Genomic DNA, 13241 nt, shown 5'->3' with positions numbered 1-13241 from the left:
TTTCGGCGTCGCCGCCGACAAGGAAGCCCGATGAACGAAATCCTGCCGCCTGACCCGTCGCCCCGCCGCCCCGTGCGTTGGCTGCTGCCGCTTGCCGTGCTGGCGGTGCTGGGCGCGGGCGGCTATGCCGGCTACCGCTACTGGCAGCAACAGCAGAGCGACCAGTTGGCGCAGGCGCAGACCACGGCCGTGCAGCTGAAGGGGTTGGAGGACACGGTTGAGGGGCTGCGTCGTGACCAGCGCGCGACCAGCCAGCGCCTGCAGGATGCCGCTACCACCAATCGGGTGCTGCGCGATGAGATGCTGGGGCTGTCGCAGCGCAGCGCCCTGCTGGAAGAAAACCTGGCCAAGCTGGCCGACAGTGCCAACCTGGGCCGCCAAGCGGTGCAGCGCGACGAGGCCGAACTGCTGTTGACCCAGGCCGCACAGCGCCTGGCCTTCGCCGATGACGTGGACGGTGCGCGCCGGCTGTATGCCCTGGCCGCCACCGCGTTGGCCGGCCTTCCCGACAGCGATGGCCTGAACCTGCGCCAGGCGCTGGTGCAGGAACGCGATGCGCTGGACGCACTCGGTGCGGGCCCGCGGGTGCTGTCATTGCAGCGACTGGATGCGCTGGGCAAGGCCCTGCAGGGCCTGCCGTCGCAGATCGTGCCGGCACCGGCTGCCACGACGGCCAAGCCCTGGTGGCAGGCAGCGCTGGCGCCCTTCGTGGACATCACCCCCAGCCGCATGAACGGACCGCTGACCGTTGCCGAACGCGCCACCATCGACACAGCCCTGCAGCTGGAGCTGACCCTGGCACGCGCGGCGATCGAGCGCGGTGATGCCAGCGGCCGCGATGCCGCGCTGAACCGCATCGATCACTGGGCGCAGCAGCGCTGGCCGGATTCACCGGCCCTGCGCGCGCAACGTGCTGAACTCCAAGCCCTGCGCAAGCTGCCGCTGCAGGCTGATGACAGCGTGCTCGGCAGCACCCTGCAACAACTGCGTACCCAGACCGACCGGAGGTAAGCCCGTATGAAACCCTTGCAATCACTGGTCGTGCTGCTGTTGGCCGTGGCCATCGGCGTGGTCGCCGCGCAATGGCTCGGCACCGATGACCTCAACCGCTACGGTGAAGTAACCCTGCGCTACGGCGGCTTCGACTATCACAGCAACCTGCCCAAGGTGGCGCTGCTGTCGGTGATCGGCGTGCTGGTGCTGTGGCTGCTGTGGAGCCTGATTGCCGCACCGTTCCGTGCCTGGGGCCGCTACCGCCGCAAGCAGGGCCGGGTGCGCCTGATCGATGGCCTGCTGGCCTATGAACACGGCCAGTGGCAGCGCGCCGAGAAGTTGCTGGACGGCGCCGCCAAGGACCCGGAAGTGAGTGGCGTGGCCCTGGCCAATGCCGTACGCAGTGCGCAGGTGCGCGCCGACACCGAGGCCACCGAAACGCTGCTGCAGCGCCTGGGCGAGAGCGATGCGACCCTGCAGGCACTGCTGCGCGCCGAACAACTGCTGGCGCGCGATCTGCCGGTAGACGCGATCAATGCGCTGGATGTGGCGGCGATCCAGCCGTTGCCGCCGCGCGGGTTGTGGCTGCGCACCGAAGCCCTGGCACGTGCCGGCCGCGCGCACGAAGCCTATGGCCAGCTGGGCGCGCTGCGCCAGAGCAAGGTGCTGCCAGCCGAATCCAACAGTGAACTGGAGGCGCGCCTGGCTGCACAGGCACTGCTGGAAGCAGCCGACGTCAATGCGCTGGCCGCGCAGTGGGAAGCAACGCCGAAGGCGCTGCGCGCGACCCCGGACGTGGTGGCTGCGTATGCGAGCCGCGCCGTGGCTCTGGAGTGGGACGAACCGGCGCTGCTGGCGCTGGAACACGCGCTGGACCATCGCTGGGACGACGAACTGGTTTCGCTGTATGCGCGACTGCCTGCCGAACGCCTGGCAACCCGCCAGACCAACCTGCAGCGCTGGCGCACGGTGCACGACGAATCGGCCGCGCTGCGGCTGGCGCAGGGCCGCATCGCCCTGGCCCAGCAGCAGTGGGATGCCGCCGACGCGTTCCTGCATGAGGCCATCGCCGCCGGTGCCGGTGCGCCGGCCTGGGAGGCATTGGGCGACGCATTTGCCCAGCGCGGCGAACATGCGCTGGCCGCGCAGTGCCTGGCCAACGCGCTGCGCCTGCAGCGTGGCGAGGACAGCGTGGCACTGCTGCGTGGCTCTGCAGTCGTGGGAGAACAACCGTTGCGCGCCACGCTGGAAGAGCAGCCGACCGCTGCACTGCCGCCGGTGTACGACGCCAATGAAGAGCGCGACGAGTTCGGCAACCCACGGTTGCCGTGATCGCTGCCTCGGTGTGCCGACCAACGGTCGGCCCCCACCAGAGCAAGAAAAAACGCCGCCCATCGGGCGGCGTTTTCATGTGTGGAACCGGGTAGCCGTCAACCTTGGTTGGCGCGTGGCCTCTTCCGAACGATGCCGCTTCATGGCCGACCAAGGTCGGCATCTACCAAAGCAGATCCAGCGCCGCTTTCCGGTAGCCGCCAACCTTGGTTGGCGCGCGGTCGCGGTGATCAGCGTTCGACGATCGCCACCACGCCCATGCCGCCGGCGGTGCAGATCGACACCAGCGCGCGGCCACCACCGCGTTCGGCCAACTGCTTGGCGGCCGTGGCGATCACACGCGCACCGGTGGCGGCGAACGGGTGGCCGGTGGCCAGCGACGAACCGAGCAGATTGATCTTGTCCGGGTCGATGCGACCCATCGGTGCATCCAGGCCGAGGCGGTTGCGGCAGTAATCCTCGCTCTCCCACGCACGCAGGGTGCACAGCACCTGCGCGGCGAAGGCTTCGTGGATCTCGTAGATGTCGAAATCCTGCAGGGTCAGGCCATTGCGCTTGAGCATTTCCGGCACGGCCACGGTCGGCGCCATCAGCAGGCCTTCGCCGTGCACGAAATCGACGGCGGACACGTGCGCATCGCGCAGGTAGGCCTGCGGCTCGTGGCCATGCGCACGCGCCCATTCTTCGCTGGCCAGCAGCACCGCGGCGGCGCCGTCGGTGAGCGGGGTGGAATTGGCGGCGGTGAGCGTGCCGCGACCGGAGACCTTGTCGAAGGCCGGCTTCAGCGTGGCCAGCTTTTCCAGCGAGGTATCGGCGCGCAGGATGTTGTCCCGCTCGACGCCGCGGAACGGTGCGATCAGGTCGCTAAAGAAACCACGCTCATAAGCCGCGGCCAGCTTCTTGTGCGAAGACACCGCCCACTCGTCCTGCGAGTCGCGCGAGATGTTCCACTCCTTGGCCATGTCCTCGCAGTGGTCGCCCATGCTCTTGCCGGTGCGCGGCTCGGCCACGCCCGGGAACTCGGGCTTGAGCTCGGCGAACTTGAAGCCGGCGGTGAGCGCGCGGATCTTGTCGCCGGTGCTCTTGGCACGGTTGGCGGCCAGCAGGCGCGCACGCAGCTTCTTGCCGTACACGATCGGCACGTCGGAGGTGGTGTCCGAACCGCCACCGATGCCGGATTCGATCTGGCCGAGGGCGATCTTGTTGGCAACGGTGATGATGCTGTCCAGCGAGGTGCCGCAGGCGCGCTGCAGGGTGATGCCGGGGGTCAACGGCGACAGGCCCGAGGACAAGGTGGCTTCACGACCCAGGTTCCAGTCGCTGGAGTGCTTGATCACCGCACCCATCGCCACTTCACCCAGCTGCTGGCCGTGCAGGCCGAAACGTTCGACCAGCGCGCCCAGCGTGCGTACCGACATGCCGAGGTTGCCGACATCCGAATACGCGGTGTTCTGGCGGCAGAACGGAATGCGGACGCCACCGAGGATGGCGACGGGACGAGCGTTGGGCATGGAGATACCTGGCATGGATGAGGGTGTCTGCAACATGGCCTGCACGACAGAGCAGGCATAATGGAGCCAAGTGTAGCTGCCGCCCTGTGATGGGCCAACCGTGGAACCATGAGCAAACCCGACCCCGCGATGAATGCCCTTGGCGTGCTGGCCCTGGAACTGGCCGGCGGTGAAATCCCCCGCCAGGCGGTGCTCAGCGCTGAACAAGCCGGTGAACTGGCCGAACGCGTCGGCCGCGACCTGTCCAAGCTGGTGCCGCAGGTGGCCGAGCTGGACCTGGTGTTCGCCGCCGCCCATTTCGACCCGGCCGAAGTACTGCGTCCGGGCTGGCCGATCCACCGCCGCCTGGAAGAACTGCAGATGCGTGCACCCGGGCGCAACCAGGGCCCGCGCCTGCTGGCCTTCGGTGCCGGCGCCGATGGCGAGGTGCCGTTGCCGTTCCAGGCCGATACCACCCTGGTGGGCGGTGGCCTGCGCGTGGTGCCGTTCCTGCTGACCGGCAGCGAGGTGGCGACCACCTCGGCGGTGGCCGATGCACTGGAAGAGGTGCTGCTGGCCAATGGCATGGCCCATGCCGATACCGCGCTGATGGCGCAGAACACGTTCGGCGCGCGGGTCGAGCACGCGCGCTATTTCACCGTGAACGACCTGGCTGCGATGATGTCGATGCAGTACGACAACCAGGGCCTGGCCGCGCTGTGGCCGTTGATCGAGACCGCGATCATGGCCCCGGGCCAGGACGAGTGGCTCGCCGACGCACCCGAGCCGCTGCTGCGCTATACGCAGGGCGAGGCACGCATGGCGCTGTTCGATCCGGCTGGTTGGTGCGCCCATTACAACCACGGCAGCGGTGACTGCGATCGGCTTCAGGGCATCTACGAGCAGTTCCTGATGCGCCAGCGGCAGATGGCCGCAGTGCTGGAAGCGCACGGCGTGCCGGTGCTGTTCGTGCATTGCGAAGCCGGCCAGGACGCGCGCGAGCTGCTGGCGCGCTGATCTGCCGATCCCCATCTGCCGGGCGATGCGTGTCCGGCACCGATACCTGTTCATGGCGCCGGCAATGCTCGGCCCAGAACGACCGACGCGCGGCCGGGCGCAGCTCGACTGCGCGGAAGTACGGCTGCCGGTTACCTCAGGAGATTTCCGGATGACGCTTGCTGTTTATTGCCGCGGTGCCTTCTGCCTGTTGGGCCTTGCACTGTCCGGCCTCACCCATGCGGTTGCCCCCGTGCGCGGCGGCGATGACAGCCAGCCGCTGGAGTACGCCAACGTGGCCGCATTCGCTGCACAGCTTCACAAGCGCAAGGATGTCGAGCGACTGCCGTTGCCGACGCCCCCCGGCATGAGCGTGCTGCAAACCAGCAAGGAAAGTGTGGAGAACGATCCGGATTACACCTCCACCACCTGGGCGCTGTTCACCGCCCCGCATGCGCTGGCGCCTTCGGTGGTGCGCATGCGCACGGCGATCGGCTGGGACCGGGAGCATCCGTTGCGGCGCACCCGGAAGATATCCACGCTCTGCGAAGGCAACGCGGAAACCTGTGATGCGTTGGCGGCGCAGACCAAGCGATTGGCTGCGGCACCGTTGTAGGTCGGCGGTAGAGAAAACGCCGGCTTGCGCCGGCGTTTTCCTTTTTCTTATTCCGCCTTCTTGATCACCGCACACGCCAGGCGTGCGCCGGCGTTGCCGGTCGGCTGGGTCTTGTAGTCATCTGCGTCGGCGTGGACGATCAGGCCGCGGCCGATGATGTCGAAGTCATCACCCTTGCCGATGTTGACGTTGCTCGACACCGGACCATCGATGGTGGCCACGCCCTTGTCGTCGGCCTTGATGTTGGGCATGTCGCCGCCGTGGTGCGGATCGGCCGCGACGCTGCCGTGGTCCTGCTTGCCCGGATTGAAGTGGCCGCCGGCACTCATGCCGTCCGGCGCGCTGCAATCGCCCTTCTCGTGGATGTGGAAGCCGTGCTCGCTGCCCGGCTTCAGGCCACTGATCTGGCCACTGGCGTGCACCTTGCCATCGACCAGCTTGAAGGTGATCGAGCCCTTGGTTTCGTTGCCTTTGGTGGGCGCCAGTTCGGCGCTGGCCGAGGTTTCAGCGGCCGCAGCGGCGGGGGCCGGTTCGGCCGGGGCGGCAGCGCCTTCGGCCGGCGTTGCTGCCGGGGTTTCGGTGGCCGGGGCTGCCGGCTGCTGGTTGCAGGCCGCCAGGCCCAGGGCGGCGATGGCCGCAAACAGCGAAGTGTGGATCAGACGCATGGAAACGCTCCTTGGAAAATGCCCGGGGTGATCAGCGGATTACCCGGATCACGCCGCAGGCGATGCGGACGCCGGCATTGCCGGCGGGCTGGCTGCGATAGTCATCGGCCCTGGCATGCACGACCAGTGCACGTCCGGCGATATCGGTGGCGGCGCCACCTCCAAGCGTAACGCCCTTCAGGTGCACATCGATGTTGGCGCGGCCCTGGGCATCGGCCTGCAGGTTGTCGATGTCACCCAGGTGGTGCTTGCCGCTGCCGGCGCGACCATGCGAGGTACCGCCGGGATTGAAGTGGTTGCCGGCACTGCTGGCATCCACCGCGCTGCAGTCGCCGCGCTCGTGGATATGGAAACCGGCCTGCTGCATCGGCTGCAGGCCGCCGACCAGGCCGGTGAGATGGATGCCGCCGGGTTCCACCATCAGCGCCAGGCGGCCACTGACGATGCTGGCCGAGGCCGGTGCCAGATTGGCTTCGGCCTGCCGGGCAGTGCTGACCACGGTGGGCGGTGGCGGTGTGGGCTGCGGCTTCTTGGGGGCGCTGCCACAGGCAGACAACAGCGCGGCGGCAGACAGCGGCAGCAGGGCAAAGGACAGACGCATCGAAGACTCCTTGCAGGTAACACTAAGCATTGCATCGTCCATGAACGATCAACAGTTCGGCAAGTGGGCGCGAGGATCGCGTGCAGGCCGTGTTCAATGGCTCCCGCGGCGGCGCCCAGCGCCCAGTTTGCGGGTAAGCGTGTTTCTGCCCAGGCCCAGCCGCGCGGCGGCTTCGGCGCGACGGCCATGGGTAATCTGCAAAGCCGCTTCCAGCAGTGCGTGGTCGACGCGCTCGCGCACCTGCGCGTGCAGGCCCTCGGTGCCTTCGGCCAGCTGCCGGCGTGCCCATTCGGACAGCAGCGCCTCCCATTGGCCCGGATCGCCCCCGGCGTTGCTGCCGCGCCGGCTGCGCGCACGGTTGAGCGCGGTATCGACATCGGCCACACCGATGGTGTCGGCAGCGGCCAGCGCGGCCATGCGCCAGCACACGTTCTCCAGTTCACGCACGTTGCCGGGCCAGTCGTGTTCGCGCAGCGCCTGCAGGGCAGCGGCGGTCAGCCGCTTCGGCGGCGTGTCCAACCGGTGCGCGGCCGCGGCCAGGAAGGTGGTTGCCAGCTGCGCGATGTCCTCGCGGCGCTCGCGCAGCGGCGGCAGCTGCAACCGCACGACATCCAGCCGGTGCAGCAGATCGGCGCGGAATTTCCCCTGCGCGACCAGCCCTTCCAGGTCCTGATGGGTTGCCGCCACGACCCGCACGTCGACGCGGATCAGCTCTCGCCCGCCGACGCGGAAGAATTCGCCCTGGGCCAGCACGCGCAACAGGCGGGTCTGCAACGGCAGCGGCATGTCGCCGATTTCATCCAGGAACAGCGTGCCGCCGTTGGCCTGCTCGAAGCGGCCGATGTGGCGCCGCTGGGCGCCGGTGAAGGCGCCGGCCTCGTGGCCGAACAGTTCGCTTTCCAGCAGTTCGGCCGGAATGGCGGCGGTGTTGAGCGCAACGAACGGTTCCTGCGCGCGCGGTGATTCGCGATGCAGCGCATTGGCTACCAGTTCCTTGCCGGTGCCGGTCTCGCCGGTGATCAGCACTGCCAGCGGCGCCTGGGCGAGGCGGCCGATGGCACGGAACAGCGCACGCATCGGCGGGGTATCGCCTACCAGCTGCGGTGGCTGATCGCTGGCTGCTTCGGCGGCCGGCGCAGGCGCGGCCATGGCCGGTGCCACGGCCGGCAGCACGCGTTGCGCCAGCGCCACGGCGTCATCCAGATCGAACGGCTTGGACAGGAATTCATGCGCACCGCCGCGGAATGCACCGGCGGTGCTGGCAACATCGGTGTAGGCCGACATCACCACCACCGGCAGCTGCGGCAGCAGGGCTTTCAACTTGTCCAGCAGCACCAGGCCACCATCGCCGGGCATGCGCACATCGGTGAACAGCAGCGCCGGCGGTGGGCCTTCGTTCAATGCCTGCAGCGCAGGCGCGGCGCTGTCGAAGTCGACCACCTGGTAGCCGGCCTCGCGCAGCGCGGTGCACAGCACGAAACGCACGGCACGATCGTCGTCGACCACCCAGATGCGCTGCGGGACGGTGGAAGACTCAGACATCACGCAGGGCCTCTTCGGCAGGGGGAGCACCGTTGCCGATCGGCAGCAGCAGGGTGAATACGGTATGGCCCGGGCGCGAGCGGTAGGTGAGCGTGCCACGGTGCTCGCGCGCGACCTGCTGCGCCAGCGCCAAGCCCAGGCCAGTGCCTTCGGCGCGACCGCTGACCAGCGGCAGGAACAGGTGCTCGGCCAGTTCTTCGGGCACGCCACGGCCGTCGTCGGCGATTTCCAGCCGCAGCGCCAGCGTGTGCAGCTGCTCGGCGATGCGCACGCCGTGCTCTACGCGGGTACGCAGGGTGATGTTGCCGGCACCGGCCTGGATCGCGTTGCGCACCAGGTTCCACACCGCCTGGGTGAGGCGGTCGGCGTCGCCGTGGAATTCGGGGATGCTGGGATCGTAGTCACGCTGCAGGCGCACCGCCCAGCCGGCTTCGCTCTCGGCCAGGCGCAGCACGCGTTCCAGCGCGGCATGGATGTTGAGCGGTGCATGTGGCGCGGCCGGGGCCGGCGACAGCAGCTGGTCGAGCAGGCCATTGAGGCGTTCGATTTCCGAACCGATCAGTTCGATCAGCTCGCGCTCGCTGGCATCGCGCTGGGCGGCACGGCGCGCCAGCAGCTGGGCGGCGCCCTTCAGCCCGGCCAGCGGGTTGCGCAGTTCGTGGGCCAGGCCCTTCAGCGCGGCACTGAGCGCGCTGGGCAGGGCCTGGGTCGGGTCGAGGCCGGGGAATTCGTCGACCGGGTGCGCCTCGAGCAGCCAGCCACCATCGTCGCGACGGCTCATCCAGCCCTCGGCAAAGCGCGCCGCCTCGCCGGGCAAGGCCAGCGCCAGACGGTTCAGGCGCAGGCTGTCGCGCTCATCGCGGGCCAGGAAATGGGCCAGTGCCTCACCCTGCACTTCCAGCGCGGCCAGGGGCTGGCCGAGCAGGCGCCGGACGCTGACACCGAGCCAGCGCGCGAAGGCGGGATTGCAGCCGATGATGCGGCCATCGGGCCCGGCCCAGGCCAGCGGCGTGCCGAGGGCATCAAGGGACGGCGGCGGTGCGGGGTCGGACATTGCACCAATGTAGTGCAAAACCAGGGGCCGGGGTCGGATCCCTTTCCGCAAGGAAAGGGCTCTGACCTCTGCCGCAGGTCGAGCAAGCTCGACCACTACCAGAACCGTGGCCGGTTACAGCTTCATGTTCAGGCCGACGAAGAGGCTGCGGCCGGGGGCCGGCGAGAACATCGGGCGGGCGCTGTCCCAGAAGAAGCTGTCGTACCAGGCGTAGGCGTACTGGCGTCCGGTAACGTTCTTCAGCTGCAGGTCCACGCTCCAGCGTGGGTTGATCTGGTAGGCGGCGCTGAGGTCGAGCACGGCAAAGCCACCGAACTTGCCGGCCACGTTGCGCTCTTCCAGGTAGTAGTCGCCCTGCGCGCGTGCCTGCAGGCCCAGGCGCAAGGCGTCGCTGGCGTGGTAGTCCACGCCCAGGTTGCTGATGTGGCGCGGGGTGGCGGCCACTTCGCGGCCCTGCAGGGAAACGCTGGCATCGCGATCGTCGCGGGTGATCTTCGCCTCCTGGTAGGCGTGCGAGGCCCACAGCGTCCAGTCCTCGCCCAGTTGCAGGCTCAACTGCGCGTCCACGCCACGGCGGCGGGTCTTGCCCAGGGTGACCGTGGTGCCGGTGGCCGGCATGTTGGACACCTCGTTTTCTGCATCCTGCTGCCACACCGCCAGACGCGCCTGGCTGCCCGCGAACGGCTGGAACTTCAGGCCCAGCTCCATGCCGGTGTTGGTGGACGGCTGCATCGGTGCCTGCCCCGGGGTGAGGTAGGCCGGTGCGGTGGAACCGGTGAGCACCTGGAAGGTGCGGCCCCAGTTTGCGTAGACGTGGGTGTTCTGGCCCAGGCTGTGGATGACGCTCAGCTTGGGCTGGCCGATGCTGCCGTAATCCTGCAGGCGGCCACTGACACCGTTCATCAGGTGCGTGCTGCCACTGAATCGGTCCACGCGGTAGGCCGGCACGATCTTCCACGCTTCGGCGGGCTGGTAGATGGCCTGCACATAGGCACCCCAGTTGTCGAAGCTGTGGCGGTCGTTGTTCTGTACCCGTGCCGGGGCACGGCTGAAGTCGGTGGGTTCGGCGTAGGCGTAGCGCTCGCGGATGTAGCCGTTGTCCTGCTGCTCGTAGTTCAGGCCACCTTCCACGGTGAGCGTGGGGCTGGCCTGCCAGGTGAGCGTGCTGAGCAGGCCATTCTGCCGCTCATCCCACACCCGGCGCTGGCGCGGCAGGTTGCCGCCGGGAAGGTCACTGAAGGTCACGCGGCGGTCGTCTTCATACCGGTTGTAGTAGAGCCGTGTGCCGAAGGTGAGCGTGTCGGACAGTTTCAGATCCAGGTGCGCGGCAATCTGGCGCATGTCGCGGTCATCATCATCGTTGCCATTGCGCAGGTCGCTGCCACGGCGGTGCATGCGCATTTCCTCGGCGGTCATGAAACCCGGCTCGTCGGCTTCGTGGTGGTAGGCGCGCGCGGTCAGGCCCACGCGCAGTCCATCGTCCAGCGAGCCGTAGAACCACTTGCCACCCAGCGAGTACTTCCTGGAGGTGTCATGGTCGCGATAGCCATCGCTGGCCTGGGTACCCACGAAGTAGTTCTGCGCGACGCCATTGGCTTCGCGGCCCACCGCCAGCTGCGCATCGCGGGTGTTGTAGCTGCCGTAGGCCAGCCGCGCATCGGTGTAGTTGCCGCCCTGGCGGGTGCCGAAGTTCACGTTGCCGCCGATGTTGTGCAGCCCGTAGCGCGGGTCGTTGGTACCGCGCACCACCTCGATGTAGCTGATTTCCAGCGGGAACAGCATGTCGATGAAGCGCTGGTTGCCGCTGTTGACGTTGCTGGGAATGCCATCGATGAGCGTCTTGATGGCATTGAGGTAGCCTTCGCCGTTGAAGGCGCGGAAGCTGACCTTGCCTGATTCGGCACCCTGCCGGGTTTCGGTGAGCTGGATGCCCGGCATCTGCCCCAGCAGCTCCCAGCTGTGGGAGACGTTGCGGTCTTCGATCTGGTCTGCGCCCAGCACGTCCACCGAGGTCAGCACCTGGTGCGCGCTCAGCTGGCCTTCGCTGTGCTGGTGCACATCGACCTTGCCCAGGGTGAGCGCGGCATCCGCCGACTGTGCGAGTGCTTCAGGGGCGAACGGCGCGGCCGCGAGGGCGGCCACCAGCGTGGAGGTCTTCATGGGGAGGACGGCAGGAGGCAGAAAATGAAACTTTATAACATTTCAAATCTGCCAGCCATCCAGCCGGACCCGCCCTTCGTTACACCGGGTAGCCGGTCGCCTCGCGGGCCTTCTTCCAGGCGATGTCGAACTCGCGCGCGCTGATCTCGTCGTCTTCATCGAAATCCATGAACGACACCGGCTGGTCGGCCAGCACGAAGCGGTCATCGCTCTGCCCGGTTTCGTCGGCCCAGACCAGCTTGGCCCCGTAGATCTCCACCTGGCGCACGATCTTTTCGCCACGGGCTTCCATCAGCACGTTGCCCTTGCCCAGGCTCGATTCGGCCCAGTGCTTGTAGTACTTCTTGGTGTTGGTCTTTGCGTTGGGTTTTGCGTATTTCATTGCATTGGTCCTGGCCGCAGGTGCGACCGGAGAGTTCGGAATGGCGCCATTATCGCCCAGCACGGCGGTCGCCGAAGCGGCCGCCTGCGGCCACCGCTCAGTTGGCTGCGGCCGGCACCGGCAACGCAGCGCCCTTCGGCCACAGCATCCAGATATTGCCCTGCTGCTTCATGTCGCCGGCCAGCTTGCCGGCGGCATCGCCGCTGCCCCAGTACAGATCGGCGCGCACTTCCCCGGCGATGGCGCCGCCGGTGTCCTGCGCGGCCACCGGGCGCACCACCGGGCTGCCGTCGGGGCGGGTGGTGGACAGCCACAACAGGCTGCCCAGCGGCACCACGGTACGGTCTACCGCCACGCTGTAACCGGCGGTCAGCGGCACGTTGAGCGAACCGCGCGGGCCTTCCGGACTGTCGGCGCTGCGCACGAAGAACACGTAGCTGGGATTGCTGCGCAGCAGTTCCGGCACGCGCGCAGGGTTGGCCCTGGCCCACGAGCGGATGGCGTCCATGGTGACGTCTTCCTTCTTCAGCTGGCCCTGGTCCACCAGCCAACGGCCGATGGCGCGATAGGGATGGCCGTTCTGTTCGGCATAGGCCAGCCGCACCTGCGTGCCATCGGCCAGGCGCACCCGGCCCGAACCCTGGATCTGCAGCAGCTGCAGGTCCATCGGATCGGTCAGCCAGGCCAGTACCGGAGCCTTGGCACCCTTGCTGGCAATCGTGCCGGCATCGTCGTAGGGCTTGAGCACCTTGCCATCGACGCGACCGCGCAGGCGCTTGCCCTTCAGCTCGGGGTAGACGCTTTCCAGCTGCACCACCACCAGATCGTCGGGGGTGCCATACACCGGCACGGTGGCCTTGGCGGTACGGGTCAGGCTGCCGGGGTAGATCGGCTCGTAGTAGCCGGTGATCAGGCCGTCGGCGCGGTGGCCGCCGGCCCGCAGCGAATAGACATCCAGATCGCGCTGCAGGAACTGGCGGATCGCGGCCGGGTCCTTGTCCGATACCGTGGTGGCGGTCGCGCAGGGCCTGGCCCAGACCGCATCGTTCTTCAGGCGGGTACAGCTGCTGCGCCAGGCAACGAAGCCAGCCTGCAGGTCGGCGTCGGTCACGACCGGCAGTGCCTTCCAGTCAACCTTGGCGTAAGTGGCGGCAGGCTTGATCGCTGCTGCCGGTGCTTCGGGGCGGCTGCCGGTGGTGGAACAGCCGGCGAGCAGGGCTACGGCGAGCAACGCGCCACGCGCGCGAGGAGACGACGGAAGATAGGTCATCGTCTCAATGTAGTGCGGCCAGCGGTAGGCGGGCAACCTTCGGTAGCGCCGGGCCCAGCCCCGCGCAAAACACCTAACCCCCAGTTAGCGCCCCCGGCATGGCCCCCCGCAGCCCGCGAACCGGTCAGCACCAACCACCA

General features: G+C 68.1%; 12 protein-coding genes. 4 read left to right on the top strand and 8 right to left on the bottom strand.

What is annotated here, in order from left to right; genetic code table 11:
* Positions 1–30: 30 nt before the first annotated feature.
* Together ACVOLJ_RS14145 and ACVOLJ_RS14140 are read left to right on the top strand one after the other, a co-directional pair.
* The gene (locus tag ACVOLJ_RS14145; protein WP_475281149.1) at positions 31–1011 is read left to right on the top strand and encodes a uroporphyrinogen-III C-methyltransferase; all 981 of its coding nucleotides are present in this window, start codon (positions 31–33) and stop codon (positions 1009–1011) included.
* A 6-nt stretch (positions 1012–1017) separates the two neighbouring features.
* Positions 1018–2325, top strand: a complete 1308-nt coding sequence (locus ACVOLJ_RS14140; protein ID WP_481564405.1) for a heme biosynthesis HemY N-terminal domain-containing protein — start codon at positions 1018–1020, stop codon at positions 2323–2325.
* A 230-nt stretch (positions 2326–2555) separates the two neighbouring features.
* Here the strand turns inward: ACVOLJ_RS14140 and ACVOLJ_RS14135 are convergent, their stop codons facing one another.
* Positions 2556–3851, bottom strand: a complete 1296-nt coding sequence (locus ACVOLJ_RS14135; protein WP_475281147.1) for an acetyl-CoA C-acetyltransferase — start codon at positions 3849–3851, stop codon at positions 2556–2558.
* A gap of 93 nt (positions 3852–3944) precedes the next feature.
* On the opposite strand from ACVOLJ_RS14135, the gene ACVOLJ_RS14130 reads away from it, so the two are divergent.
* Both ACVOLJ_RS14130 and ACVOLJ_RS14125 read left to right on the top strand, forming a co-directional pair.
* Positions 3945–4832 (top strand): hypothetical protein, encoded by an 888-nt coding sequence (locus tag ACVOLJ_RS14130; RefSeq protein WP_475281146.1) that lies wholly within the window; start codon positions 3945–3947, stop codon positions 4830–4832.
* A gap of 151 nt (positions 4833–4983) precedes the next feature.
* A complete protein-coding gene (locus ACVOLJ_RS14125) occupies positions 4984–5427 on the top strand; it encodes a hypothetical protein (RefSeq protein WP_481564404.1) in 444 nt (147 codons plus the stop codon).
* 47 nt (positions 5428–5474) lie between these two features.
* Here the strand turns inward: ACVOLJ_RS14125 and ACVOLJ_RS14120 are convergent, their stop codons facing one another.
* From ACVOLJ_RS14120 to mltA, 7 genes are all read right to left on the bottom strand, one after another.
* Positions 5475–6092, bottom strand: coding sequence for a superoxide dismutase family protein (locus ACVOLJ_RS14120; protein WP_481564403.1), 618 nt, complete (start codon positions 6090–6092; stop codon positions 5475–5477).
* Between the two features lie 31 nt (positions 6093–6123).
* On the bottom strand, positions 6124–6693 hold the full coding sequence (locus tag ACVOLJ_RS14115; RefSeq protein ID WP_475281143.1) for a superoxide dismutase family protein: 570 nt from the start codon (positions 6691–6693) through the stop codon (positions 6124–6126).
* 93 nt (positions 6694–6786) lie between these two features.
* On the bottom strand, positions 6787–8235 hold the full coding sequence (gene ntrC / locus ACVOLJ_RS14110; RefSeq protein WP_481564402.1) for a nitrogen regulation protein NR(I): 1449 nt from the start codon (positions 8233–8235) through the stop codon (positions 6787–6789).
* Positions 8228–9289, bottom strand: coding sequence for a two-component system sensor histidine kinase NtrB (locus ACVOLJ_RS14105; RefSeq protein ID WP_475281141.1), 1062 nt, complete (start codon positions 9287–9289; stop codon positions 8228–8230). Before ACVOLJ_RS14105 ends, ntrC begins: the two co-directional genes overlap by 8 nt.
* A gap of 114 nt (positions 9290–9403) precedes the next feature.
* Positions 9404–11449, bottom strand: coding sequence for a TonB-dependent receptor (locus tag ACVOLJ_RS14100; protein WP_481564401.1), 2046 nt, complete (start codon positions 11447–11449; stop codon positions 9404–9406).
* 79 nt (positions 11450–11528) lie between these two features.
* Positions 11529–11831 (bottom strand): hypothetical protein, encoded by a 303-nt coding sequence (locus ACVOLJ_RS14095; protein ID WP_475281139.1) that lies wholly within the window; start codon positions 11829–11831, stop codon positions 11529–11531.
* A 97-nt stretch (positions 11832–11928) separates the two neighbouring features.
* Positions 11929–13101, bottom strand: a complete 1173-nt coding sequence (mltA, locus tag ACVOLJ_RS14090; RefSeq protein WP_475281138.1) for a murein transglycosylase A — start codon at positions 13099–13101, stop codon at positions 11929–11931.
* Positions 13102–13241 lie beyond the last annotated feature (140 nt).

This window comes from Stenotrophomonas sp. STEN046, assembly GCF_056759755.1.
Note: the sequence above shows the minus strand (reverse complement) of the source record. Positions and strands in the feature narration are given on the sequence as shown.